Genomic DNA, 23,815 nt, shown 5'->3' with positions numbered 1-23,815 from the left:
CCGACTATTCCTGGTTTTCGAACCAGGGCGCGCGGGCGGTCATAATCAATTTTCCGGCGCGTTCTTCGTCCATACCTTCGATTTCAGCGAGGTCGTCGACGGATTGCTCGGCCAGGTCTTCCTGGGTTCTAACCCCGATCTTGGCCAGGGCGAACGCCAAGCTCCGATCCATTCCTTCCATTGCCAGAAGGTCTTCAGCCGGCTCCGCGCCTTCCAGCGCTTCTTCGCTTGCCAGGGCCTGATTCAACAACGCATCTTTGGCGCGCGCTCTTAGTTCGCCTACCAGGTCTTCGTCGAAGCCCTCGATGTTGAGCATTTCGGCCATCGGCACGTAAGCAACTTCATCAAGGGTGGTAAAGCCTTCTTCGGCCAGCACCAGGGCCAGCTCTTCGTCTACTTCAAGATGCTTGACGAAGTAGTCGACCAGCCTCTGCGCCTCCTGTTCCTGGCGCTCTCCGGCTTCGTCTTCGGTCATGACGTTCAGTTCCCAGCCGGTCAATTCAGAGGCCAGCCGAACATTCTGACCGTTACGGCCAATCGCCTGGGCAAGATTATCCTCTGCAACGGCGACGTCCATGGTGTTCTTTTCTTCATCAACAACGATGGACGCCACTTCTGCCGGCGCCATGGCGTTGATGACCAGCTGAGCGGCGTTGTCATCCCAGAGGATGATATCGATCCGCTCACCGCCCAACTCGTTGGACACGGCCTGTACCCGGGAACCACGCATGCCTACGCAGGCGCCAACGGGATCAATACGGCCATCGTTGGTTTTGACGGCGATTTTTGCGCGGGAGCCCGGGTCGCGGGCTGCACCCCGGATCTCGATCAGCTCTTCGGCGATCTCCGGAACTTCAATACGGAACAGCTCGATAAGCATGTTCGGACTGGTACGGCTCAGCATCAGCTGCGGGCCGCGGTGATCAGCCTTGATCTCCTGCAGCAGAGAGCGAACACGGTCGCCCATGCGGAAGGTCTCGCGCGCGATCAGCTGGTCACGGGGAAGAATCGCTTCAGCGTTATTGCCGAGGTCGACAATCACGTTGTCGCGAGTGACTTTCTTGACGGTACCGGAAACCAGCTCGCCCACCCGATCGCGGTAGCTATCGACAATCTTGGCACGCTCGGCTTCCCGCACCTTCTGGAAAATAATCTGCTTCGCAGCCTGGGCACCTATGCGGCCAAACGCGACAGATTCCGTCTTTTCCTCGACGATGTCGCCCGGTTGCAGGCTGGTATCCTTCTCATGGGCTTCTTCCAGCGTGAGGTCAGCGCCCAGGCTGGGAACAGCGTCATTGTCGACAACGGTCCAGCGACGGAATGTCTCGTATTCACCGGTCTTGCGATCAATGGATACGCGAATGTCCACGTCTTCTTCTTCGTAGCGTTTTTTCGCGGCGGTGGCGAGGGCCAATTCTATGGCCTCGAAGATTACATCTTTGTCGACGCCCTTTTCGTTGGACACCGCATCCACAACCAGCAAGATCTCTTTGTTCATCCGAATGCCCTGCCTCTAACCTTTGCGACTTCGTTGCAACTTATTTGTAAACCGGCACGATGACCGCGCGTTCAATGCTTTCAAAGGGCAGTACCAGCTCGTGGTCATCCACTACCACCAGAACATCGTCGCCCTCTACGCCACTGATAAGTCCCTGATACTTGCGCCGACCTTCAAATGGCGTCTGGAGCCGAAGGGCGACCTGATGGCCTTTAAACTGTTCGTACTGATCAAGGCGAAAAAGAGGACGGTCGAGGCCAGGTGAGGAGACTTCCAGGTTGTATTCGCCCTGGATGGGGTCTTCTACATCCAGAACGCCACTGATCTGGTGACTGACTTTCGCGCAGTCTTCAACGGCAATACCTTCCGCATGGTCAATAAAAACACGCAGAATGGAGTGGCGGCCCTGTGCAAGATATTCAAGGCCCCAGAATTGGTAATTCAGCGCCTCAACGACAGGGCGCAGTATATCTTCCAGTTGTTTCAGCTTTGCCGACACTCGGTCGTTGCCTCCTTGTGATTTAGGGCTGCGTCAGTCTGTGCCATAAACGAAAAAAGGGCTTCTGAACAGCCCTTTGACCCTTACGGCACAAGGCCGCATTCGGCAGATCAAACAAAAAGACCCTCGGGGAAACCACGCGATTGCCGTAAATTCGGCTTCGCCCGGCCTCCGCAGGGTCCTTTGCGCTGACGGCAGCTTGTAGTTCATCAGACTTCTGATGAACGAGAGTGTTGGCGCACGGCGCCTTCACTCCTGTCAGAAACAACAGCCATCACGATTCTGCCGTTAGCGCGAGAGATCGACTGCCGATACCCCGCTTCAGCAACCGCCGGAGTATAAGGACGGTGCTGAATCTGGTCAAGGACTGACCAAAAAAAACGGCTTGGTGTGTGCCAAGCCGTTTTCGTACTTGGTGCCGAAGGCCGGACTTGAACCGGCACGGCTTTCGCCACTACCCCCTCAAGATAGCGTGTCTACCAGTTCCACCACTTCGGCATTACTCTTTGCAAACTCATTTCCTGCATTCGTCATCACTGTAGCTCCGGCAGCGCGTCGTCTTGCGCGCCCTCGCCATTTTCGCTTTCGATATCTGCTGCGCCGTCTGTCGACTCGCTGTCAGACTGAACCTGTGCTCCGGACGTTCCGCGCTCTTCAGCCGCGTTGTTCTGAGGCGCTTGCTGGACCGTGGGTATACCCTGGAATTCTGCAACTTCTGCTTTCTGTTTTGCAAATACAGCCAGCGAAAAACTGGTAACAAAAAACAGAATACCCAGAACAGTGGTCATCTTGGTCAGGAAGTTGCCGCTACCCTGACTGCCGAAAACAGTCTGCGATGCGCCGCCACCAAAAGCCGCACCCATGTCAGCGCCTTTACCGCGCTGCATCAGGATGATTGCGACCAGGCCCACGGCAACAACCACGTGGGAGGCAATAACAAGTGTTTCAAGCCACTGCATAGTGCGTCTCTTAACAGGCCCGGCATATCGCGGAGAAAGACTCGGCATCAAGTGATGCACCGCCTACAAGTCCGCCGTCAATATCGGGCTGGGCAAACAATTCTTCGGCATTATCCGGTTTCACGCTGCCGCCGTAAAGAAGCGGAATAGTCTGCGCCGGTGCCTGCATGTTTTCAAGTACCTTGCGGATGCTGGCATGTATCGCCTGAGCATCCCCCGCGGAAGCGGTCTTCCCAGTGCCAATCGCCCAGACAGGCTCGTAAGCCAAAACGATCTTGTCCCAGCTGTTGCCTGGCACTTTTGCGAGGCATGCCTCAACCTGCCTGGCTACGACCTGCTCGGCTTGACCGGCCTGTCTTTGGGACAGTGTCTCGCCGACACAGACAATGGCTGTCAGGCCATGCGCCACAATCTGTTCGACTTTGGCTGCAACAACCTCATCGGTTTCGGCAAAAAGGTGCCGACGTTCAGAGTGTCCGACTATGCAGTAGTCGCATCCCTGATCCCGCGCCATTTCCGCAGCGATCTCGCCGGTAAAGGCACCTTCAGCTTCCGCTGATACGTTCTGCGCGCCCCAGGTAATTCGTGGCTGCTGCGTTGCGCGATTCTGTACCTGAGCCCGGACTTCCCCTATATAAATTGAAGGGGGAATCAACACGACTCGTGTATCGGCATCCAGTGTATCGAGCTTGCCCAGAAGGGCAGGGACATACTCGCTGACGAAGCTGCGACTGCCATGCATCTTCCAGTTGCCCGCTACGATCCGTTGTCTGTGCTGTCGCATTTACAACATCCCGAATTCCAGGGAGGCGGAACTATACCGGACTTGTTGAAGTTGTACAACAAGTTGGCGTATTCCTGAACTTGCAGGGCCTTGACCCGCTTACTGTGGTGCCTGGGCCTGCACGATGTCGGCCAGTTCCCGGGCGATCGTGTTGACCAGTTCAGTATTTTCGCCTTCGACCATCACCCGGATCAGCGGCTCGGTGCCGGAAGCCCGCAACAGTACGCGCCCTTTTCCCGCCATCCTGGTTTCGGCAGCGTCTACGGCGCGGCTGACCTCGCTGATGGCAAGCGGATCAAACCGGGTGGAAACCTTTACGTTGATCATGATCTGCGGAAGCTTGGTCATGCCGGCGCGAAGCTCGGCAAGCGTTCGCCCTGATTGCGAGATGGCATAAAGCACCTGAAGCGCAGACACAATGCCATCTCCTGTTGTGGTGCAGTCTCTGCAGACGATATGGCCTGAGCCTTCGCCGCCGAGGTGCCAGCCGTTACGGTTGAGGATCTCCATGACGTAGCGGTCACCGACCTTGGCGCGCTCGAAGGGGATGCCCAGGGCCTTAAACGCTAATTCGGCACCGAGGTTCGTCATCAGTGTGCCCACCACGCCACCGTTAAGGCGATCGTGTGCATGCCGCTGGCTGGCGATGACGTAGAGGAGTTCGTCACCGTCGACGGTCTCACCGTTGTGGTCGACCATCATGACGCGGTCGCCGTCTCCATCAAAGGCGATGCCCATGTCGGCGCCCAGCTCCTGTACCTTGGCGGTCAGCGCATCAAGATGGGTGGACCCGCGCTCCAGGTTGATGTTCAGGCCGTCGGGCGTGCTGCCGATCGTGGTGACCTTGGCGCCGAGTTCCCGGAATACATTGGGCGCGACGTGATAGGTGGCGCCATGGGCGCAGTCCAGTACCAGATGGAGACCGTCAAGTGTGCAGTTGGAGGGGATTGTGCCCTTGCAGAACTCGATGTACCGGCCGGCGGCGTCGTCAATGCGAAACGCTTTGCCGAGCTGGGCGGAGTCGACCACTTTGAGGTCCTTGTCGAGCCACTCTTCGATTTGGATTTCAAGGGCATCGTCGAGCTTTTCGCCGGCACCTGAGAAAAACTTGATGCCGTTGTCGTAATGGGGGTTGTGTGACGCGCTGATCACAATCCCCGCTGAGGCGCGAAATGTCCGCGTGAGGTAAGCGATCGCCGGAGTGGGCATCGGGCCCAGCAGGTTCACGTCGACCCCGGCTGCTGACAGGCCGGCTTCCAGGGCGGACTCAAACATGTAGCCCGACAAGCGGGTGTCTTTTCCAATCACGATCTTGTTGCGCTGGCCCGAACGTTTGAATACCTGGCCTGCAGCCCACCCCAGCTTCAGCATGAAGTCCGGGGTGACCGGCGCTTCGCCGACCCTGCCACGAATGCCGTCTGTGCCAAAATGTTTGCGTGCTGTCATTTTTCTATTCCTTTAAGAGCTGCGACTACTTTTAGCGCATCAACGGTTTCCGCGACATCATGAACCCGAAAAATCTGTGCCCCTTGCCAGGCGGCCAGCGTGGCTGCTGCGATACTGGCGGCGCAGCGCTCGTCCACGCCGCGGCCGGTGATCTCGCCCAGCATGGACTTTCTCGATACGCCGATCAGAACCGGCAATTTCTGATCGAGGAAATGCCTGAGACTGGCGAGCAGGGTCAGGTTGTGAACCAAAGACTTTCCAAAGCCAAAACCGGGGTCAAGAATAAGCCGGCTGCGAGGAATACCAGCCTCCTCCACGACGGCTATACGCTCTTTCAGGAAATTCAGGACATCCTGGACCGGATCATCGTAGGAAGGCGCAGTCTGCATCGTTTTTGGCTGGCCCTGCATATGCATGATGCAAACAGGTAGTCCTGTATCCGCCGCAGCTTTAACGGCGCCATCCCGCTGCAGTCCGCGCACATCGTTGATCATGCCCGCCCCAAGACGTGCGGTCTCGCGCATGACTTCAGGCGTGCTGGTGTCGACGGAGACAACCACATCGAGATTTTTTCGGATGGCCTCTACTACCGGGCAGACACGATTCAGCTCCTGCTCGGTGGAGACGGGGTCGGCGCCGGGTCGGGTGGACTCGCCGCCAATGTCGATAAACGTCGCTCCAGCCGACATCATGCGCTCGGCATGGGCAAGCGCACTGTCCAGGCTGTTGTAGCGGCCGCCATCGGAAAAGGAGTCCGGCGTCACGTTGAGAATGCCCATTACCTGAGGCCGGGAAAGGTCAAGGCTGTGGCTGGCAAACTGCATCTGCATGGATAACCTGATTACCTTCTGGTGGAGGCTATCTTGCCATAAGCGAGGGGGGCAGGGCAGCGGGCGGTGTTAAAGTGCCGTAAAACCTTTGGCCATACCGCCATAAAAAACGCCGCCGTCCGGAGTCCGGCGGCGGCGTAGCTGGGAGCCGTTTAATGCTCCCCGGCGGGCCTTCCCACGCCACTGTCGGGGCGGGGGCGGTCTTTATCGCCCTCATCGGGCTCAACCTGATCTGCATCGTTCATGTCGCGGGTCGCCTTGGCACCACCGCTGCCATCGCGGTCATTCCAGTTGTCCGGCGTACGGGGCTCCTTTCCAGCCATGATGTCGTCGATCTGTTTGGCGTCGATCGTCTCGAAGTTCATGAGCGCTTCGGCCATCACATGCAGCTTGTCCATATTTTCGGTCAGCAACCGGTGTGCGGTCTCGTAGCACTGATCGATTATGCTGCGAACTTCCTCATCAATACGCTGTGCGGTTTCCGGGCTGTACTGGCGCTGGCCCTGCCCCGCCTGGCGTCCGAGGAAAGGTTCTTCTGATTCGCCGTCATACATGAGGGGGCCGAGTTTGTCTGACAGGCCCCACTTGGTGACCATGTTACGCGCCAGTTCGGTGGCTCGTTTGATATCGTTCGATGCCCCGGTCGTCACGCCATCATGACCCAGGGTCAGCTCTTCAGCGATGCGACCGCCGAACAAACTACAGATCTGGCCGATGAGGAAGCGCTTGCTGTGGCTGTAACGGTCTTCCTCCGGCAGGAACATCGTCACACCCAGAGCCCGACCGCGTGGGATAATGCTTACTTTGTAGACCGGGTCGTGCTCGGGCATCAGTCGCCCGATTATCGCGTGGCCGGACTCGTGGTAAGCGGTGTTCCTCTTTTCTTTTTCGTTCATCACCATGGACTTGCGCTCGGCGCCCATCATGATCTTGTCTTTGGCCAGCTCCAGCTCCTGCATGGTGACAAGGCGCTGGTTCCGACGCGCCGCAAACAGGGCCGCTTCGTTAACCAGGTTGGCCAGATCGGCGCCCGAGAAGCCGGGCGTGCCCCGCGCAATCACCTGCGGCACCACGTCTTCGGCCAGAGGGACCTTGCCAAGGTGTACTTTCAGGATGTGCTCGCGGCCGATAATGTCAGGCAGGTTAACCACAACCTGTCGGTCAAACCGGCCGGGGCGCAGCAGTGCGGGGTCAAGAACGTCGGGCCGGTTGGTGGCGGCGATGACAATAACGCCTTCATTGCCTTCAAAGCCGTCCATCTCGACCAGAAGCTGGTTGAGTGTCTGCTCGCGCTCGTCGTGCCCGCCGCCCATGCCTGCGCCGCGGTGACGGCCTACGGCATCAATCTCGTCGATAAAGATAATGCAGGGGCTCTGCTTCTTGGCCTGCTCGAACATATCCCGGACGCGTGACGCGCCCACCCCGACAAACATTTCAACGAAGTCGGAACCGGAAATCGAGAAGAAAGGCACCTTGGCTTCGCCGGCAATGGCTTTGGCCAGCAGCGTCTTACCGGTACCGGGTGGGCCGACCATGAGGACGCCGCGCGGAATGCGGCCACCCAGGCGCTGGAACTTACTGGGGTCCTTGAGGAAATCGACCAGTTCCTTAACGTCTTCCTTGGCTTCGTCGACACCGGCTACGTCATTAAAGGTGGTCTTGATCTGGTCCTCGCTCATCAGGCGGGCCTTGCTCTTGCCGAACGACATGGGGCCTTTGCCGCCACCGCCGCCCTGCATCTGCCGCATGAAGAACATGAAGATCGCGATGATAATCAGGATCGGGAAGGAGGCTACCAGCAGCTGGGTCCAAATGCTCTGGCGCTCTGGTTCCTTGCCGACGACGGTCACGTCATTGGCCAACAGGTCGTCCATCAGCTTGCTGTCGGGCACCGGCGGACGCGTGGTCTCGAACCTGATGTTATCGGCCCGCTCGCCCTCTATGGTCAGCCCGTCGATGGTCACAGCCTTGACCTGGCCGTCCTGTACCATCTGCACAAATTCGGAGTAACTGACCTGGCGTTCAGGTGTGGTGGGGCTGAAGTTTTGAAAAACCATCAGCAGCACGGCGGCTATGATGAGCCAGAGAACCAGATTTTTTGCCATATCGTTCAAGGTGACCTACCTGTGAATGATCAGTGGCCGCCGATGCGACACACCTCGTGAGAACCATACATCAAACCGACCGGTGCCAGCCAGTCGCCCGATTAACGCTTCGGAACAATATGTCCCGGTTTTCATGTGCTCAGAATATCAGGCTTTGCTGACGATCTGTGGAATGACGTTGGTCAGAACAGTGTCGCCGGGCTTGCGTACGTTGACCGCAAATTCCATAGCAAGTTCCAGCAGGGCAATGCCAGCGTGACGACTCCAGCAAGGTCCTCGACGGAGCCAGGTCTGCAGAAGCCCGCCCTTTCATAGTTGGGGCCAGATCACAGATTGCAATGTCAGCCGCTGTGACCCGGCGGACCTTGTGTCAGAAATCCGGTGCCAGCCTATTCAAACGATTCTGGTGCGCGCACCTGTGCCGTTGAGCGTAACGCGGATTCACCCTGGGGCTGTGCGCCTGATACAATCCCTTAGGCCTCTAAGGCGGTTCGCCTGATACAATATAGTCATTATACGGCAACGAAGCTGGGTCTGCGTTTCCAATTATTCCTATCGTTCTGATCGAGTACATCCATTATGAGTCTTTCCTCGGCCCAACGCCGCGAATACCGCGCTATTGCGCATCACCTCAAGCCCGTAGTCACCCTGGGAGACAAAGGCCTGAGTGAAGGCGTGCGGGACGAAATCGAGCGGGCTCTGAACGACCACGAGCTGATCAAGGTCAAGGTCGCCGGGGGCGAGAAAGAAGCGCGTACGGAACAGGCTGATGCCCTATGCCAGGCCACCGGCGCGGAGTTGGTACAGCTGATCGGCCGGGTTGCCGTCCTGCTGCGACGCAGCCGCAAACCCAACCCCAAACTGTCGAACCTGTCCCGGGCCGCCGGCCAGGCCTGAGTACCTCTACCCATCGCTGGCAGCACCAGATACGGCTTCACATGTTGTGGGTAAGTCAGGTGTTGTCCTGCAGGTCACCGAGCAAGGCTGAGAATGTGGCCTTGCCTTTGCTGCGGTTGATCTCGGGATCCTTCTCTCCCTGGCCCTCCCACTGAAGGTCATCCTGTGGCAACTCGTCCAGGAAACGGCTGGGAATGGTCTCGATCTTTTCGCCGTATTGCTTCCGGTGCGCCGCATAGGTCATGGTCAGGGTCTGGCGCGCGCGGGTGATGCCCACATACATCAGCCGACGCTCTTCCTCTATGTTGTTCTCTTCAATGCTGGAGCGGTGTGGAAGGATTTCCTCTTCCAGGCCCATTATGAATACATGGGGAAATTCCAGGCCTTTGGAGGCGTGCAGGGTAAGCAGCTGGACCTTATCGCTATCGTCCTCCTCTTCCTGCTGTTCCAGCAGGTCCCGCAGAATCAGGCGGCTGATGGCGGTTTCGATATCAATCTCGTCAGCGGTGCCCTTGTCCGATTCCAGCATGCTCTGGATCGAATCTACCAGTAGCCAGACATTCTGCATGCGCTTCTGCGCCTGTGCTGGCGTGTTGGAGTTCTGATGGAGCCACTCTTCGTACTCGATATCGGTGAAGACCTGCTTGATCACCGGAATGGGATCTTCCTGATGGAGGCGCTCGCAGGTGCGCTGCAACCAGTCGGCGAAGCGCTGCAGTTTGGCCAGCGCCCGCTCGGTGATATGGCTCTGCGCGCCCATTTCGGAGAGGGCCCGGATCAGGCTCATATTGCGCAGGCGAGCATAGGCCGAGAGCTGTTCAAGCGTTTTAGGGCCTATCTCACGGCGAGGCACATTGATGACGCGAAAGAAGGCAACATCGTCGTCGGGATTGATCAACAACCGTAAATAGGCCATCGCGTCCTTTATCTCGTTACGCGAGAAAAAAGAGGTGCCGCCTGAAATCCGGTAGGGGATGCGAAACGCCTGGAGTTTGACTTCCAGTAGGCGGGCCTGATGGTTGCCGCGGTACAACACGGCAAAATCCTGAAAAGCCAGGCCCCGTTTGAGCTTGGCGTCGATAATCTCGGTAGCTACGCGCTCGACTTCTGCCTCTTCATTACGGGTGCGGATAATTCGCAGGGGGTCCCCGTAACCCAGCTCACTCCATAATGCTTTCTCGAACAGGTGGGGGTTGTTGGCAATGAGTGTGTTTGCCGCCTTGAGTATGCGGCTGGTAGAGCGGTAGTTCTGTTCCAGCTTGACGATCTTCAGGCTCGGGAAGTCGCTCTTGAGCTGGTTAAGGTTCTCCGGCCGTGCGCCGCGCCAGGCGTAGATCGACTGGTCGTCATCACCGACCACGGTGAAAGCGCTGCGGTCCGCCACCAACAGCTTGACCAGCTCGTACTGGCTGATATTCGTGTCCTGGTACTCGTCCACAAGCAGATAGCGGATTCGCCGCCGCCACTTGTCCAGCACGTCCGGATGGTTCCGGAATAACAGCACGGGCAGCAGGATCAGGTCGTCAAAATCGAGGGCATTGTAAGCCTTGAGGTACTCGGCGTACTGCTGATAAATGAGTGCGAAGCGCTGTTCGCGCTCATCCCGGGCGTGGCTGAGTGCCTGCTGGGGCAGCCATAGCGCGTTCTTCCAGTTCGACAAAGTCATCTGGATATCAGCGACTTCATCGCCACTATCGGGCGCCTGTTGCAGAAGCAGGTCACGCAGCAGCGCTTTCGCATCTTCCGCGTCAAAGATGGAAAAGCCCGGGTGATAGCCAATATGGTCGTGCTCGTCGCGCAGGATCGTCAGGCCCAGGTTATGGAAGGTCGAAACAATCAGTCCGCGGGTCTGGCTGCGATGCACCAGCCGACCCACCCGCTCCTTCATCTCCCGCGCGGCTTTATTGGTGAACGTGACGGCGGCAATATGCCGTGCCGGCATACCTTTCTGCTCTATCAGGTAAGCGATTTTCCGGGTAATAACGCTCGTTTTGCCGCTACCGGCGCCCGCCAGTACCAGAAGTGGGCCGTCGATATAGCGGACGGCTTCGCGTTGGCGGGGGTTTAATTCAGACACAGGCTCTACGGGCTCGCGACAATGGGCAAGCATTCTATCAAATTTACAATGGGCAGAGCAGGCTTTACCGGGCTACAGTATTCCCACAGGGACGCCAAAACCGTTAGTCACGCTGTAGAACAAAATCATTAGCCGCAAAAGCAGGGAGCGTAGCGTGTCTGGAACTGTTGATACCGAGGCGGAGTGGCCCGATAGTCTGCGCCAGGTTCTGGTTCTCACTGAGCAACAGGAGGACTACGAATGGCTGAGCGAGCTTTTCGGGTGCACGCAGGAGAATATTCAGCTAAGTCGCTGCCACCGTCTGGAGGCCTGCGAAGATCTGCTGCAGCGTAATGTCTTTGATCTCGTTATCTGGCACGCGCCCTTCGCGTTCACCGACCCCGCATCCCATGAGCTGTTCCTCAACCTTCTACTAAGTGCCGGGGGCGATTCGCCGATCCTGGTGCTGGGAGATGCGCCCGAGGAGGAAGCTGTCGCTTTCTGGAAATCCCTGGGCGCCTCGGACTATCTCTGCCGGACGAGGCTCACCGGCTGGAACCTGGTGCGAGCCTGCCGTAGCGTCTGGCTCGCCAGGCCGGCGGAAGACCGGGTGCGCAGCGGTCCGGTAAGAAATCCACAGTCTGTCACCGGCGTCGACCGGGCCCGGTTTTTTGACATCCTGGAAAGGGCGATGCGCCGCTGTGATGAAGCCAAGCAGCGGCTCGCGTTGTTTCATGTCAATGTGGACGACTTTCGAGCTTTTAACGAAGCCCTCGGTTACCAGGCCGGCGACCAGATTCTTGCGCTTCTAGCAGAGCGGGTTAAAACGATCCTGCAGGAAAAGGGCCAGCTGATACGCATTGGCGGGGATGATCTCGCTGTGGTGGTTGAAGCGATAGATAGTGGCTTCGATACCAATGAGTTCGTTATCAAGTTGGCCGATGCGTTGAATGCGCCCTTCGAAGTAGCTGGCAGGGCCCTGCTGGTCACCGTCAGCATCGGCATCGCGATCTATCCAGAAGCAGGTGCTACGGTGGATGGCCTGACCGGCTGCGCTAACCGGGCCATGTTCGAAGCCAAGCGGGACACGGGTACCAGCCATCGTTATTTCAGCAGCCATTTCGCGCAGGCCGGCGGCCGGCAACTTCAGCTTGAGGCCGAACTGCGCGATGCGCTGCGAAAAGGCGAGCTTGAGCTTCATTTCCAGCCACGGGTGTTGATAAATGGCCGGGGCGTCGCTGGGGTCGAATGCCTGCTGCGCTGGAACCATCCTGTGCGTGGACGGGTTGCGCCGGACGAGTTTATCCCCGCGGCGGAGCGAAGCGGGTTGATCGTACCGATTGGTTACTGGGTCATCGAGCAGGCCTGCATGCGCCTGCGCGAAGCCGCTGTGCTGGGCTACAGCGAACTGGTCTTCGCCGTCAACCTGTCCTTCCGCCAGTTCCACGACCGGCGCATGACGGACACGATGTTCCGTATTATATACAACGCCAATATCGACACCCGCCTGCTTGAACTTGAGCTGACCGAGAGCGCGATGATGCACGACCCGGACTATGCCCAACGTTGTCTGCGGGAGCTTCACAGTCTTGGGCTGAGCTTCGCTCTGGATGACTTTGGGACGGGCTTTTCATCCCTGAGTCATCTGCAGAACCTGCCCATTTCGCTTGTTAAGATCGACAAATCGTTTGTCCAGCGCGTTGAGAGCGACGAAGATGCCCAGCATATTGTCAGCGCTATCATCAGCCTATCCCACAGTCTGCGTAAAAAGGTTGTTGCCGAAGGCGTTGAAACAGCGGGTCAGTTGGCTTTTCTGAGCGCTCTCAAGTGCGATCAGATCCAGGGATATTATTACGCGCGGCCGATGCCTTGGGCTGATCTGCTCGACTATCTGGAAGGGCCGCACCGCATAATTGCGGCGCGAAGGGGCGGGCACTGAAGTTGGGCGAAGCTGTCCTCGAGCGCATGAGCGAAGTAGCCGGCGACGCATAGAATATTGGCTGGCAAAGCAAAAGCAGTGGTGGCCAATGAAGAGTCAGCAAAATGGCCGTGATTAGCCATTAGGCTATAGATTGGCCCGGCACTGTGCCGACAGTGGGCCGACAGTGGAGCGAAGGCTCTGGGCGCCCTATAATGCCGCTCCCTTCGAGTTCCGGGCTGCCAGGTGTCCGGCTGATCATTACCCGTCTTCCAGAGGTGTTATGGACAAGATTTACCAGCAGATCGCCAACGAGCTCCAGGTGAGGGCCGAACAGGTCCGGGCTACCGTCCAGCTTCTGGACGAAGGTTCGACGGTGCCTTTCATTGCCCGTTATCGCAAAGAGGTCACCGGTTCGCTGGACGATACCCAGCTGCGGAACCTCGATGAGCGCCTGAATTATCTGCGGGAGCTGGAAGATCGGCGGCAGGCGGTGCTGAAAAGCATTGATGAGCAGGGCAAGCTGACTGACGCCCTGGCTTCAGCCATAGCCGATGCCGACAGTAAAGGGCGTCTCGAAGACCTTTACCTCCCGTTCAAGCCAAAGCGGCGCACTAAGGGTCAGATCGCTCGGGAAGCCGGCCTTGAGCCACTGGCGGACCAGCTGTACGGGGATCCCGCTCTCGACCCAGAGCAGACCGCTGCGGGATACGTCAACGCCGAGGCGGGGGTGGCGGACACGAAGGCCGCTCTGGATGGCGCCAAATACATTCTGATGGAACGCTTTGCCGAGGATGCCGAGTTGCTCGGAAGGCTTCGCGACTACCTCTGGCAGAACGCTGATATACAGGTGACCGTCATCCAGGGCAAGGAGCAGGAAGGCGCGAAGTTCCGAGATTACTTCGACCATCGGGAACCGCTGCGCCGGGTTCCGTCCCACCGGGCGCTCGCCATTTTTCGGGGCCGCAACGAGGGCGTCCTGACCTATAGCCTGGTCGTCGGTGACGCTGAGCAAGCACCCGGCCAGCCGCACCCCTGTGAAGCTATGATCGCGCGGCGCTGGCAAGTCGAAGACAGGAGCCGGCCGGGTGACCGCTGGCTACAGGAAGTCGTGCGCTGGACCTGGCGGGTAAAGCTTGCCACCCATCTGGAAACCGATCTCATGGGGCGCCTGCGGGAATCGGCTGAAGACGAGGCCATTCGCGTGTTTGCGAACAATCTGCAGGATCTGTTGCTGGCTGCCCCAGCAGGTCCGCGGGCGACACTGGGCCTGGACCCGGGGCTGCGAACCGGTGTCAAGGTCGCGATTATTGACCAGACTGGCAAAGTGGTCGGGCACGGCGGCATTTTTCCTCATGCGCCCCGGAATCAGTGGGACGAATCCATTAGTCAGCTGGCCAGGTGGTGTCGGCAATACGCCATCGAGATCGTTGCAATTGGCAACGGCACAGCCAGCCGGGAAACAGAGAAGCTGGTGGCCGAGTTGATGCAGAAGCATCCTGAGCTGAAACTGACGCGTATTCTCGTCAGTGAGGCGGGAGCATCGATTTACTCCGCCTCTGAGTTCGCGTCCAAGGAATTGCCCGACCTGGATGTGACCATCCGCGGAGCAGTCTCAATCGCCCGGCGCTTGCAGGATCCATTGGCGGAACTGGTGAAAATCGAACCCAAGTCCATTGGTGTCGGTCAGTACCAGCATGATGTCTCTCAGGTCCAGCTGTCCCGCAGCCTGGGCGCGGTAGTGGAAGATTGCGTGAATGCCGTAGGGGTCGACCTCAATACCGCGTCGGCACCTTTGCTGACGCGGGTTTCAGGGCTTAACCCGATAACCGCTGAAAACATCGTAAGTTTCCGTGACCAGAACGGCGCCTTTACCAGTCGCCGCGCCCTTCTGAAAGTACCGCGCCTGGGGGCGAAAACGTTTGAGCAGGCGGCCGGTTTCCTCCGCATCATGAGCGGTTCCGACCCGCTCGATGCGTCCACTGTTCACCCTGAGGCCTACGGCGTCGTCGAGGAAATCGCGCGACGCAACAAGCGCGATATTGCCTCGCTGATAGGGGACCGCGACTTCCTCCGCTCTCTCCGGGCGGAAGACTATGTCACCGATAAGTTCGGCCTGCCCACCGTGCGCGATATTCTCGCCGAGCTGGAAAAGCCGGGGCGTGACCCCCGCCCGGAGTTCCGCTTTGCCAGCTTCCAGGAAGGTGTGGAAAGCCTGGCCGACCTCAAGCCGGGCATGGTACTGGAGGGTAGCGTCACCAACGTCACGAACTTTGGTGCCTTTGTTGACATCGGCGTGCATCAGGACGGGCTGGTCCATATCTCAGCGCTGGCCAACCGGTTCGTCAAGGATCCCCGGGAAGTGGTCAAAACCGGTGATATCGTTAAAGTGAAGGTTCTTGAAGTCGATGAGAAACGCCGACGTGTCGCCCTGACCATGCGTATGGAAGATCAGCCCGGTGAAGCCAGCCGCCCAGGCGACACATCATCGCCTAACGCTGGCCGGTCAGCGCGGAATGCCTCGCCCGGAGCGAAAGACCGCCCACAACAGGCTTCACGCGGCCGGGAGAGCACGGCTGCAGGAGCAGGTCAGCAAGGGGGCGCCATGGCCGGTGCCCTGGCTGAAGCCATGCGCAAAGCAGGGCGTCGAACCTAACGGCCCGCTCGGCGGGTACATTTACATGTCAGGAGTATCAGCTATGGCCGAACTGCGGCTGCAGCGATTTCAGGAGCTCATCGCCGAGCAGTGGCCGGGCTTTCTGAAAGGGGTTGAAAGGGAAGGGTTACGAGTAGACCGGAATGGCTTCATTGCCCAGACCCCTCATCCGGTCGCGCTGGGCTCGGCCCTGACGCATCCCCGGATCACCACGGATTACTCCGAAGCACTGCTGGAGTTGATTACGCCGGTTTGTGACAGTACAGAATCCCTGCTGCACTCCCTGCGTCAGATCCATAGCTACGTCCAGCTAAACCTGGGCGATGAGCTCTTCTGGCCCAATAGCATGCCTTGCCGTATAGACGGGGACGCCAGCATCCCCATTGCCGAGTACGGAACCTCCAACGTGGGTCGGCTCAAGTACGTTTACCGGCAGGGCCTGGCGGTGCGTTATGGCCGGGTGATGCAGAGTATTGCGGGCACTCACTATAACTTCTCCCTGCCAGATGCGTTCTGGAAACAATGGCAGCGTTTAGCCGCAGATGGCCAGACTCTGCAGGATTTCAAGTCCGAACAGTATTTCTGGCTGATCCGAAATTTCCGGCGTCGCTCCTGGCTGCTGATGTACCTGTTCGGCAGTTCGCCTGCCCTTGACGCGTCTTTTGTCGCCGGCCGGCCCCACAACCTCAAGCGCTGGGACGACCAGACATGGTACAGCCCTAAGGCGACATCGCTGCGTATGGGCGACCTGGGCTACCACAACAATGCCCAGGCCTCGCTCAACATCTGTTTCAACCGGCTCGACACTTACATTGAAACCCTGGAGCGGGCGATTCACACACCCTGGCCGGCCTATGAGGCTATCGGGCTGTGGCGTAACGGCGAGCCTATCCAGATCAATACCAACGTGCTGCAGATCGAGAACGAGTATTACAGCGCCATGCGGCCCAAACGCACCACCCAGAGCGGCGAAAAGCCCAGCCACGCCCTGAGGGCACGAGGGGTGGAGTATGTGGAGGTGCGCTGCCTGGACCTGGATCCGTTTGCAGAAGTTGGGATCAGTGCGGCCCAGGTCGATTTTCTTGACCTGTTCCTGCTGGACTGCCTGCTGAGCGAGAGCCCCGCTATAGACCCGCGGGAGTGCGACGTTCTCGACAATAACTTCCGTGAGGTGGTGAATGAAGGCCGGCGGGCCGACTTGAGCCTGGAGGTCAACAAAGAATCGCATAGCCTCCGGGATTGTGGCGCGCGCATATTCGACCGGCTGGTGCCGCTGGCCGAGCTGCTGGACCGCAGTAGCGGTCGACAGCAATACACGAGGGCTCTGGCAGTGCAACGCGCCAAACTCGATGACGACAGCCAGACTGCCTCAGCCCGGGCTTTGGCTGCAATGGAGTCCCAGGGCGTGGGTTATCTCGAGTGGAGTCTCGGCCTGGCTGAAAATCAGCAACGCGCGTTGCGTGAAGAAGGTCTAACCGTGTCAGAAATGGAAGCAGAGCGTGCAGCAGCTGAGGCATCGCTTGCGGCGACGCGGCAGCTCGAGGCCGAGGATGGAGCAGATTTTGAGGCCTTTCTGGCGCACTACCGCGCGCAGTAAGCGCCTCCGCGCGCCCTTCGGGGCTTTCAAACCTACCCACACTCCACCAAAGCTACCCACACTCTGCGTTGCGAATTCCTGAAAGGCAGCCAGCCTTCCAGGAAAGTCCCGACTTGATTGTGAGTAGCTTCGAAAACCAGAGGCGATCCAGGCGTTAATCAGAGGCCCTTTAGGTAGACCTCGTCCCAACCAGACAGTTTCCCTCCGGACAACCGAGCACTGGTCCACAGATTGGAAGGGCAGTCAATTGTTCGATTTATGATCGGGTGCTACTGTTTCAGTCGACTTACTACAGTAGCGGGCAGGCGGACGCTGCGACTGAAATCTGACCTGTTCACAAGGAGACTGGTCATGCCCCGTCAGAATGGGCTTGGGTGGGACCTCGAATCCCTTAGCAGGGCGTACCGCCAGGGCTATGCAGCCGGCTATATCGGTATGGCCCGGGATCGCTGCCCCTACCGTGGGGACGTCGTCGTCTCTGCCTGGGAAGCGGGCTGGGAAGATGGCGCGATCACGCTCGCCGAGGCACATAAAGTCGAGCGGGTCCGCATCGCCTGAGCTGATTGGCGTGCTGGCGTAACGACTGTCCCGTTGGCATGTGTCCGGCGCCGTTCAGAGCAAAGGCCGGACTGTTAATGCATTGCAGAACTCTGGCGCTGCTACGGCATCTTCTGACGCAAAAACCCTGCCTTGCAGGGCTCTAGCCTTGCCAGACTCTAGCGTTGCACGACGAAAGTGGTGAACAGCACGTCAGTGACCAGTTGCTCGCCTTCTTCCTGCTCGAGAAAGGCCTGTATCTGTTCCAGCGCTGTCAGGCGTACCGCTTCCCGTCCATCACTGTCCTGTACCTTTTCGAGCGGCTGGTTGCTCAGCAGGGTAACCAGAATGTCCCGTAGTGCCGGTCGGTGGTGATCTGCCCGCTCGAGGTTGGGTTTGCCTTCGATACGCAGGGTGAGTTCGACCTTGGCGTAGCTGAGCTGATTGCCAGCTTCGCCAACATTGACCGTAAAAGCAGGCCCAAGGTCCAGATAAGCGGGGCCGGTACCGTCTTCCTGCTTGGCTGCAGCGCCGGCAAAATTCGCGGGTCCGGCCAGCGTCAGAAGCACCAGAAGAGTGAGCGCGCGGGTGCTGAAAAGTTGTCGCAGAGTGTGCATGGGCATTGGGAGATTTTCCTGAATAACCGATCCCGCAAGTTTAGACGGTGATTGGCCCCTCTGCCGCTCTCTCAGCCTGCTTTTAGCACAGCCGCATTCCGGGTTACCCTTGGCGCCTTTACGGGATAGCGCTGGTAAGGCCCTGTCACGGCTATTCGCCTGGGCCAGTGCTGGCGCTAAGCATTGCGTTACTAAACCTTGAGAGGAATTTTCGATGCGGCTGAGCCGTTCCCTGTTTCTGCTCGTTTTTTTAGCTTGTGCCGTACTCATGGCCATTGCGTTGTTCATGGAACACGTGATGGGGCTGTTGCCCTGCCCGCTTTGCATGCTGCAGCGCGTCGCTGTGATTGGTGTTGGGGTGGTCGCACTGCTGGCCGCCTTACATAATCCGGCCGGACGCACGGGTACAAGCATTTACGCCGGGCTGGTTATTCTGCTGTCGGCAGCCGGTGCTGCCCTGGCCAGCCGCCAATTGTGGTTGCAGAGTCTGCCGGCGGATCAGGTGCCGGCGTGCGGACCCAGTGTGGACTATTTGCTGGAGGCCTTTCCGCTGATGGATGTCATCATGATTGCCTTGCAAGGGACCGGGGACTGCGCAAAGGTCAGTTGGACGTTTCTCGGTATCAGTATTCCCGGTTGGACCCTTTTTGCTTTTATATTGTTCGCCTGCGCAATGGTCTATCTTCTGTTCCGCCGTCTGCTTGCCGCAAATCAATGATTGGGGTAACGTTTGTTGAAACTATCCAATAATAACCATAACGTCTTGGAGGCTTCATGCCTGATAACATTGGCACCGCCAGAGAGCGGTGGGGAAGTGTGGGAGAGCTTATTGAACGCTGGCTCAGGGAGCGGCAGGATCTGATTGTCCAGTACTGTGGCCTGAGTGGCGTCTCGGCTATGAACGACACAGTAGTGGTCAAGCGCCGTCTTGAGTATCTCTGTGAGATCCTGGTCGACTATGTCTCCGCAGGGCATTTTGAGGTGTACGAGAAGCTGATCCAGGAAGCGCGGGAATATGACGACGGCGGTCTGGAGCTGGCCAGTAAGATCTATCCGCGCATCAGCGCGTCTACCGAACACGCCTTGGCGTTCAACGACCGCTTTGACGCGACCAAAGCCAGTAACGCTGAGCTGTCAGAGGTTGAGGTCAAGGGGTTGCACAAAAGGCTGTCTGAGCTGGGCGAGGTTCTGGAAGAGCGCTTTGAGCTTGAAGACTTGCTGATCGAATCCCTGCACACGGTTCACGCCGAAAAAGTGGCCTGAAAGTGAGACCGCGCGCTGCCTGCATAGGCAGCGGTCCGGCCATTTCTAATTCCCTCCTGGCGGATGGTCAGCCAGGCCACGGGTAGCCAGCGGAGCCCGTAAACGCACACCCTGACTTCCGGAGCCGGGCCGGGTGTCAGGGTTTATAAGAACCTCAGTCCTGCGGGTTCACTTCCAGCAACTCCACGTCAAACACGAGTGCTTCGTTGGGGCCAATGGAGCGGTTTCCGCCTGGGCCGTAGGCCAACTCGGGGGGTACGAAAAGCTTCATGCGGCCGCCTTCCTTCATCAACTGGAGGCCTTCGGTCCAGCCGGGAATGACGTCACTCAGGCCAAAGGTTACAGGCTCGCCGCGCTCACGGGAGCTATCAAACACTGTACCGTCGATCAGCGTGCCCTCGTAGTGCACTTTCACCTGGTCGCCGGGCTCAGGACTCTCGCCCGAACCTTCGGTGATGATCTCGTACTGGAGGCCTGACTCAGTCGTTTTGACGCCTTCGCGCTCGGCGTTCTCTTCCAGGAACTCTTCGGCCGCCGCGAGGTTATCGTCGGCCATCGCTTTCATTTGCTCCATCTGCTTTTGCTGCTGTTTTTGCTGGAAGCTCTGCAAAACGCCCTGGATCTCTTCCTGTGTCAGCTTGGGGTCGTTGCCTTCCAGCCCGTCCCGAATGCCGACGATAAACTTGTCAGTATCGATCTCACCGATGTCGCTCAGCATTCTCTGGCCGAATACGAGCCCCATGCTGTAGCTGACTTTCTGTTCTTCCGTCTCCAGGGAGGCATCTGCCGCCATGGCCGGAGCGACTGCGCCGGTTGAGAGCAGCAGACCCGCCATAGATAGTGAGAGTAGCGATTTCTTCATGGCTTTTTCCTTTTCCTTTTTCCGGTCCAAGTTGAGCCCTGTTTCGCCGCGCACCTTGTGCTCAATAGCTGCAGCAGGGTGGTGGCCCCCAGGGTGAGCGCTTTAATGATTGCTAAAGGTAGCGTTTTTAAGCGCTCGATTCCAATGATGCGCGCCAGTGCTTAGCTGGCCTGCGGCTCCCATAGCCGTTGGGCGCTGATCGCAGGAAGAAAACCGGTGAGGTTAAGAGCGTGGGGCTGTTCGCTCACTGGCGCTGGCTGGAGCAGGCTCTGCAAGGGCGGGACCCAAGGGTTCGACCCTCAGCACTTGTGCTTCTGAATCAGGCGGTGGCGAGTCCCCGTAGTGCCAGGTCCCGTATTTGTCCTTCCATTTGAAGACAATAGGGTTGTTTTGGCCCCTTTGTGGCAGCGGTACCTCGGCCTCAAAAGGCGGCAATGCGCCTGGCAGTGTGACGGAGTGTGCCGTGCGGCTCTGTTCCCGCGTAGCCGGATCCCATTTCAGGAAAACCAGTCCCACGCCTATCGCAAGGAGAATCATCGCAAGTATCAGCGCACGCTTCACTTTTGCTCGTCCGCGTAGCCTGCCCTGGCCTGCAGCGCTTCGGTGAGCGCTTCTCGCGTAGCTGCCGGGATAAGCTCCGAGGCAAAGTCAGCCAGTAGTTCCACTGTCTGTGCTGACGGCTCCGCGGCTGCTGCAAGATTATCGGCGAGCAGTGCCAGTGCGCCTTGCGCGCGCGTCGACGGGAGCGGCTGCTGTTGTAGATGGAGGGACCACCAGGCGAGTTCGATCCGTTCCGCTTCGAGTTCGGCTTGAGCCAATCGTTGGCGCAGGTCCGACAGGTCCGGCCGGGATTTTGGCAGAAACCGCCGCAAAGACCTCAGGTTCATCGTCGCTTCTTGCCGCCACGCTTTGATGGTTTCAGGCTCCCGACCGTCCCAGACGCGGCCCTGCTGGGCAGAAAAGGCCGCTACCAGCAGGTGACTAACGACCCAACCCTGAGCCTGTAACGCCAGGGCTGCGTCGGCTGACCGGGGGTTGCCCCAGAGTTTGACTGAAAACTGCCATAGGGGCGTGTCAGTCTGGAGAGGTGCAGGGGGCAATTGCGCTGTCTGGTTGACCATGGGGCGACCTGGGCTTGTGCTTTAACCGCTCGCCGGCCTGATGCGCAGCGAGATGAGGCCTGTCGTTTAGCGCCGTATTATCTCACAGATCCCAGGCTCTGGTGTTCGGTCGGTTTAGATCGCCTCCCGGCGATGCTCACGCTCCTGGGTGGAGGCGTCGCCGAATTACCAGGCCGGGTTGCTGATATGACAGACAGCAGGTGGCCTTTGCGGATAAAATGCGCCGATGCTGACAATTACTGATCTGAGCCTGCAGCGCGGCGGCCAGCCCTTGCTGGAAGCCGCGAGCGTAACTATACATCCCGGTCAACGTGCTGCACTGGTTGGAGCCAATGGTTCTGGCAAGTCCAGCCTTTTCCAGCTTGTCCTGGGCAACCTCGCACCGGATGCCGGCAGTATCACTTTGCCCGGTGGGTGCCGCATTGCCCACATGGCCCAGGAAGTCGGGGTTTCTGAGCGTACGGCGCGTGACTACGTTTTGGACGGCCATGAGCCGCTGCGGCTACTTGAGCAGCAGTTGGCGGCTGCTGAAGCGGCCGGTGACGATATGGGGCAAGCTCGCCTGCATGGTGAACTCGACCTGATGGAAGCCTGGTCTGCACCGCGTCGCGCCGAGGAGCTGCTGCGTGGACTGGGTTTCAATGACGAGCAGATGGACCAGCCTGTCAGCCGTTTTTCAGGCGGCTGGCGCATCCGGCTCAATCTGGCACAGGCTCTGATGCGGCCGTCGGATCTGCTCCTGCTTGACGAGCCGACCAACCACCTGGATATCGATGCCTGTTTCTGGCTGGAACAGTGGCTGCGGCGGTATCCGGGCACGCTGGTGTTCATATCCCATGACCGGGATTTCATGGATCGCGTGGCGACGCACATTATACACCTGCAGGGTCGCCGCCTTGATCTGTACACCGGCAACTTCAGCGGTTTCGAGCAACAGCGAGCCCAGCGACTGTCTCAGCAGCAGGCGCAGTTCGAGCGGCAGCAACAGCGAATTGGCGAAATCCAGCGATTCATTGACCGGTTTCGGGCACAGGCGACCAAGGCGCGGCAGGCCCAGAGTCGTATCAAAGCACTGGAGCGGATGGAAAAAATTGCTGCGGTTCAGTCTGAATCCGGGCTGGAGTTTCGTTTCCCGGCCGCCGACAAGACCTCGAATCCGCTGCTGTCCATACGTGATGGTGTGCTGGGACACGGCGGGGTCCCGTTGTTGTCTGAGGTCAAGCTGACACTGTTGCCAGGTACGCGGGTAGGGCTGCTGGGTGCCAACGGTGCCGGCAAGTCCACTTTGATGGAAGTGCTACGTGGCGCCCGCTCGCTGATTTCGGGTGACCGTATCACCGGCGAGCACTTCCGCCCAGGCTATTTTGCCCAGCACCAGCTTGAGGCGCTTGACCTCAACGCGAGCCCGTTCCAGCACCTGCATCGGCGCTCCCCGGAGGTCAGCGACCAGGTCATTCGTAATTTCCTGGGTGGCTTCGGATTTTCCAACGACGATGCTCTGGCAACAATCCGCAATGCTTCGGGTGGCGAGAAAGCACGCTTGGCTCTGGCGCTGGTAGCGTGGGAAAAACCTAATGTGCTGTTGCTGGATGAGCCGACCAACCATCTTGATCTGGCCATGCGGGATGCTCTGACGTTCGCATTGCAGCAGTTTGAGGGCGCGCTCGTCGTCGTCTCCCACGACCGCCATCTGCTGCGCCACACGGTCGACGAGTTCTGGCAGGTGGAACAGGGGCGGGTGCGAGAGTTCGACGGTGATCTGGACGATTATGAGCGCTGGCTGGTCGAGCGGCGTGCGGCGACAGCGAGCCCGGATCTGTCATCGGCGGCTGCCGGCAGACTTGCAACAGAAACCGGTAACGAACGGGCCGAAAGTGCCGATGAGCGTAAGCTCCGCAAGCGGGCTGAAGCTGAGGTGCGCCGTCAGCTGAGTCCGTATAGAAAGAAGATGCAGAGCCTGGAAGCCACCATCGAGCGCCTCCAGAAATTCCTTTCCGAACTGGAGCAGAGCCTGACCGATACCCGTCTATATGAAGAAGCGGGCAAGTCTGATCTCAAGGCCCTGCTGGCTCGGCAGGCAGAGGCCAAAGCACAGCTGGACGATGCGGAAGCAGAGTGGCTGGAGGTCGGGGAGGCGGTAGAGGAGCTGGAAGCGCAACTCGTGGATTGA

At 58.8% G+C, this 23,815-nt stretch carries 20 protein-coding genes and 1 tRNA gene; 8 read left to right on the top strand and 13 right to left on the bottom strand.

What is annotated here, in order from left to right; genetic code table 11:
- Nucleotides 1-4: 4 nt before the first annotated feature.
- The 8 genes from nusA to ftsH form a co-directional block, all read right to left on the bottom strand.
- A complete protein-coding gene (gene nusA, locus soil367_RS16370; RefSeq protein WP_136550108.1) occupies nucleotides 5-1,498 on the bottom strand; it encodes a transcription termination factor NusA in 1,494 nt (497 codons plus the stop codon).
- Between the two features lie 40 nt (nucleotides 1,499-1,538).
- A complete protein-coding gene (rimP, locus tag soil367_RS16365) occupies nucleotides 1,539-1,997 on the bottom strand; it encodes a ribosome maturation factor RimP (protein ID WP_136550107.1) in 459 nt (152 codons plus the stop codon).
- Between the two features lie 413 nt (nucleotides 1,998-2,410).
- Nucleotides 2,411-2,495, bottom strand: a tRNA-Leu gene (locus soil367_RS16360).
- 35 nt (nucleotides 2,496-2,530) lie between these two features.
- Nucleotides 2,531-2,956 carry a preprotein translocase subunit SecG gene (gene secG, locus soil367_RS16355; protein WP_136550106.1) on the bottom strand — a complete coding sequence of 142 codons (426 nt, stop codon included), beginning with the start codon at nucleotides 2,954-2,956 and terminating at the stop codon, nucleotides 2,531-2,533.
- Between the two features lie 10 nt (nucleotides 2,957-2,966).
- On the bottom strand, nucleotides 2,967-3,740 hold the full coding sequence (tpiA, locus tag soil367_RS16350) for a triose-phosphate isomerase (RefSeq protein ID WP_136550105.1): 774 nt from the start codon (nucleotides 3,738-3,740) through the stop codon (nucleotides 2,967-2,969).
- A 99-nt stretch (nucleotides 3,741-3,839) separates the two neighbouring features.
- On the bottom strand, nucleotides 3,840-5,186 hold the full coding sequence (gene glmM, locus soil367_RS16345; RefSeq protein WP_136550104.1) for a phosphoglucosamine mutase: 1,347 nt from the start codon (nucleotides 5,184-5,186) through the stop codon (nucleotides 3,840-3,842).
- Complete coding sequence (gene folP, locus soil367_RS16340; protein WP_246065636.1) at nucleotides 5,183-6,010, bottom strand: dihydropteroate synthase; 828 nt, start codon at nucleotides 6,008-6,010, stop codon at nucleotides 5,183-5,185. Before folP ends, glmM begins: the two co-directional genes overlap by 4 nt.
- 158 nt (nucleotides 6,011-6,168) lie before the next feature.
- On the bottom strand, nucleotides 6,169-8,130 hold the full coding sequence (ftsH, locus tag soil367_RS16335) for an ATP-dependent zinc metalloprotease FtsH (RefSeq protein WP_246065387.1): 1,962 nt from the start codon (nucleotides 8,128-8,130) through the stop codon (nucleotides 6,169-6,171).
- A gap of 570 nt (nucleotides 8,131-8,700) precedes the next feature.
- Here ftsH and yhbY point away from each other — a divergent pair.
- Nucleotides 8,701-9,018, top strand: a complete 318-nt coding sequence (gene yhbY, locus soil367_RS16330) for a ribosome assembly RNA-binding protein YhbY (protein ID WP_136550102.1) — start codon at nucleotides 8,701-8,703, stop codon at nucleotides 9,016-9,018.
- A 55-nt stretch (nucleotides 9,019-9,073) separates the two neighbouring features.
- On the opposite strand, the gene rep is transcribed toward yhbY, so the two are convergent.
- Nucleotides 9,074-11,095, bottom strand: a complete 2,022-nt coding sequence (gene rep, locus soil367_RS16325; RefSeq protein ID WP_136550101.1) for a DNA helicase Rep — start codon at nucleotides 11,093-11,095, stop codon at nucleotides 9,074-9,076.
- A 154-nt stretch (nucleotides 11,096-11,249) separates the two neighbouring features.
- Between rep and soil367_RS16320 the strand changes: the two genes are divergently transcribed.
- From soil367_RS16320 to rmf, 4 genes are all read left to right on the top strand, one after another.
- Nucleotides 11,250-13,013 carry an EAL domain-containing protein gene (locus tag soil367_RS16320; RefSeq protein ID WP_136550100.1) on the top strand — a complete coding sequence of 588 codons (1,764 nt, stop codon included), beginning with the start codon at nucleotides 11,250-11,252 and terminating at the stop codon, nucleotides 13,011-13,013.
- Between the two features lie 262 nt (nucleotides 13,014-13,275).
- Complete coding sequence (locus soil367_RS16315; protein WP_136550099.1) at nucleotides 13,276-15,648, top strand: Tex family protein; 2,373 nt, start codon at nucleotides 13,276-13,278, stop codon at nucleotides 15,646-15,648.
- A gap of 43 nt (nucleotides 15,649-15,691) precedes the next feature.
- Complete coding sequence (gene gshA / locus soil367_RS16310) at nucleotides 15,692-17,245, top strand: glutamate--cysteine ligase (RefSeq protein ID WP_136550098.1); 1,554 nt, start codon at nucleotides 15,692-15,694, stop codon at nucleotides 17,243-17,245.
- Nucleotides 17,246-17,596: 351 nt separating this feature from the next.
- Nucleotides 17,597-17,803, top strand: coding sequence for a ribosome modulation factor (rmf, locus tag soil367_RS16305; protein WP_136550097.1), 207 nt, complete (start codon nucleotides 17,597-17,599; stop codon nucleotides 17,801-17,803).
- A gap of 158 nt (nucleotides 17,804-17,961) precedes the next feature.
- On the opposite strand, the gene soil367_RS18865 is transcribed toward rmf, so the two are convergent.
- On the bottom strand, nucleotides 17,962-18,405 hold the full coding sequence (locus tag soil367_RS18865; RefSeq protein WP_172962374.1) for a flagellar basal body-associated FliL family protein: 444 nt from the start codon (nucleotides 18,403-18,405) through the stop codon (nucleotides 17,962-17,964).
- 208 nt (nucleotides 18,406-18,613) lie between these two features.
- On the opposite strand from soil367_RS18865, the gene soil367_RS16295 reads away from it, so the two are divergent.
- Entirely contained in the window at nucleotides 18,614-19,117 is a 504-nt protein-coding gene (locus tag soil367_RS16295) for a disulfide bond formation protein B (RefSeq protein WP_136550095.1), read from the top strand.
- A gap of 56 nt (nucleotides 19,118-19,173) precedes the next feature.
- On the top strand, nucleotides 19,174-19,662 hold the full coding sequence (rsd, locus tag soil367_RS16290) for a sigma D regulator (protein ID WP_136550094.1): 489 nt from the start codon (nucleotides 19,174-19,176) through the stop codon (nucleotides 19,660-19,662).
- A 154-nt stretch (nucleotides 19,663-19,816) separates the two neighbouring features.
- Here the strand turns inward: rsd and bamJ are convergent, their stop codons facing one another.
- From bamJ to soil367_RS16275, 3 genes are all read right to left on the bottom strand, one after another.
- Entirely contained in the window at nucleotides 19,817-20,524 is a 708-nt protein-coding gene (bamJ, locus tag soil367_RS16285) for a BamJ family beta-barrel-assembly machinery protein (protein WP_136550093.1), read from the bottom strand.
- Nucleotides 20,525-20,746: 222 nt separating this feature from the next.
- Nucleotides 20,747-21,061: a DUF4124 domain-containing protein gene (locus soil367_RS19225; RefSeq protein ID WP_425459985.1), complete on the bottom strand. Its 315-nt coding sequence runs from the start codon at nucleotides 21,059-21,061 to the stop codon at nucleotides 20,747-20,749.
- Between the two features lie 20 nt (nucleotides 21,062-21,081).
- Nucleotides 21,082-21,645, bottom strand: coding sequence for a DUF2390 domain-containing protein (locus soil367_RS16275; RefSeq protein WP_136550091.1), 564 nt, complete (start codon nucleotides 21,643-21,645; stop codon nucleotides 21,082-21,084).
- A gap of 226 nt (nucleotides 21,646-21,871) precedes the next feature.
- Between soil367_RS16275 and abc-f the strand changes: the two genes are divergently transcribed.
- Entirely contained in the window at nucleotides 21,872-23,815 is a 1,944-nt protein-coding gene (gene abc-f, locus soil367_RS16270; protein ID WP_136550090.1) for a ribosomal protection-like ABC-F family protein, read from the top strand.

Origin of the sequence: Hydrocarboniclastica marina (assembly GCF_004851605.1) — a bacterium.
Taxonomy (GTDB): Bacteria; Pseudomonadota; Gammaproteobacteria; order Pseudomonadales; family Oleiphilaceae; genus Hydrocarboniclastica; species Hydrocarboniclastica marina.
This window is presented reverse-complemented; position numbering and strand designations above follow the sequence as displayed.

Coding starts and splice junctions, on each gene's coding strand:
- soil367_RS18865 (WP_172962374.1), bottom strand. CDS start 18,405: ATGCCCATGCACACTCTGCGACAACTTTTCAGCACCCGCGCGCTCACT.
- secG (WP_136550106.1), bottom strand. CDS start 2,956: ATGCAGTGGCTTGAAACACTTGTTATTGCCTCCCACGTGGTTGTTGCC.
- rmf (WP_136550097.1), top strand. CDS start 17,597: ATGCCCCGTCAGAATGGGCTTGGGTGGGACCTCGAATCCCTTAGCAGG.
- rsd (WP_136550094.1), top strand. CDS start 19,174: ATGCCTGATAACATTGGCACCGCCAGAGAGCGGTGGGGAAGTGTGGGA.
- gshA (WP_136550098.1), top strand. CDS start 15,692: ATGGCCGAACTGCGGCTGCAGCGATTTCAGGAGCTCATCGCCGAGCAG.
- glmM (WP_136550104.1), bottom strand. CDS start 5,186: ATGACAGCACGCAAACATTTTGGCACAGACGGCATTCGTGGCAGGGTC.
- yhbY (WP_136550102.1), top strand. CDS start 8,701: ATGAGTCTTTCCTCGGCCCAACGCCGCGAATACCGCGCTATTGCGCAT.
- folP (WP_246065636.1), bottom strand. CDS start 6,010: ATGCAGTTTGCCAGCCACAGCCTTGACCTTTCCCGGCCTCAGGTAATG.
- bamJ (WP_136550093.1), bottom strand. CDS start 20,524: ATGAAGAAATCGCTACTCTCACTATCTATGGCGGGTCTGCTGCTCTCA.
- soil367_RS16275 (WP_136550091.1), bottom strand. CDS start 21,645: ATGGTCAACCAGACAGCGCAATTGCCCCCTGCACCTCTCCAGACTGAC.
- nusA (WP_136550108.1), bottom strand. CDS start 1,498: ATGAACAAAGAGATCTTGCTGGTTGTGGATGCGGTGTCCAACGAAAAG.
- tpiA (WP_136550105.1), bottom strand. CDS start 3,740: ATGCGACAGCACAGACAACGGATCGTAGCGGGCAACTGGAAGATGCAT.
- abc-f (WP_136550090.1), top strand. CDS start 21,872: ATGCTGACAATTACTGATCTGAGCCTGCAGCGCGGCGGCCAGCCCTTG.
- soil367_RS16295 (WP_136550095.1), top strand. CDS start 18,614: ATGCGGCTGAGCCGTTCCCTGTTTCTGCTCGTTTTTTTAGCTTGTGCC.
- soil367_RS16315 (WP_136550099.1), top strand. CDS start 13,276: ATGGACAAGATTTACCAGCAGATCGCCAACGAGCTCCAGGTGAGGGCC.
- soil367_RS19225 (WP_425459985.1), bottom strand. CDS start 21,061: ATGATTCTCCTTGCGATAGGCGTGGGACTGGTTTTCCTGAAATGGGAT.